Source organism: Burkholderia sp. Ax-1720, assembly GCF_011753035.1.
GTDB lineage: Bacteria > Pseudomonadota > Gammaproteobacteria > Burkholderiales > Burkholderiaceae > Burkholderia > Burkholderia gladioli.
The window spans coordinates 1-1,068 of record NZ_VWWK01000441.1; the positions used below are offsets into that span (position 1 = coordinate 1).

A 1,068-nucleotide genomic window follows, 5' to 3' on the forward strand; every position below is an offset into this window, starting at 1 on the left:
GCCGGCGACGCCGAGATGCGGGCCGACAGCCTGCTCGCGCGGCTCGCCGGCGATGCCGCGCTGCGCGCCTGGGAACTCGTCGAGCTCAGCGCCGGCACGCGCCTCGGCACGCTCACGGGCGGCTACCGGCTCGGCGCGCCGATCGCCGCCTATCTGCTCGCGCGCGCGGCGCCGCAATTGCGCCTCGACGAACCGCTCGCCACGATCGCCGCCGGCCTGCCACTCGACGAACAACTGGTGGACGCCCAGGCGCTGCGCCAGCTCGCGCGCTTCGCGGCGGTGGCCGGCGGCGACGAGGAACCTGGCAGCTACCTGCTGCACCTGCAAGGCGCCGACACCGAATGCCTGCAGCGCCTGGCCGCGGCCACCCTCGCGCGGCTCGGCATGCACGGCGCGCTGCTCGACGGCCGCGCGATCGCGCGGTTCGATGCCGAACGACAGCGCAATCGCACCGAGCTCGCGGCTCGGATCAAGCGACTCGGCCGCGACGCGTTGCTCTGCAACCGCGTGCTCGTGCTGACCCACGGTCAATGGCTGACCGGCAGCCAGGACGGCACCGACGACCTGCTCGACGCGCTGCTGCCGCTGCTGTTCGACAGCCAGCGTCTGATCGTCGTGCTGAACGGCCCCGCGCGCCGGCTTGCCGATCTCGCGCACGGCTACCAGGCGCATCGCGCGATCGCCGCGCTGATCCGCGTGGGCTCGCCCGATACGGCGCTGCGCGCGCGGATCTGGCGCCGCCACCTGCCCGATTTCCCGTTCCGCATCGACGAGGCCGCGCTGGCGCAGCTCGTCAATCAGTACCCGTTCAATGAAACGCAGATCGTGATGGCGCTCAAGGACGCGGCGAGCCGGAAGCTGATCGACGGGGATGACAGCGAGCCCGGCGACGGCACGCAGCGCGCTTCGGCAGCGTCGTCTCCGGCACCGTCGCAGTCGAGGCCGGCCGTCGTGTCCGTCGTGTCCGTCGTGTCCGCCCCGCCCACTTCGCCCGCCGCGTCCATCCCGCCCGCCCCGCGGCGCACGCCGGCGCCCGACGGCCGGCTGCCGCTGCCCGCGCGCCGTATC

1 pseudogene is annotated in these 1,068 nt (G+C 74.0%); it reads left to right on the forward strand.

Annotation, left to right across the window (positions count from 1 at the left end):
• Nucleotides 1-1,068: pseudogene (locus F3J18_RS37510) on the forward strand (ATP-binding protein); the annotation flags it as partial.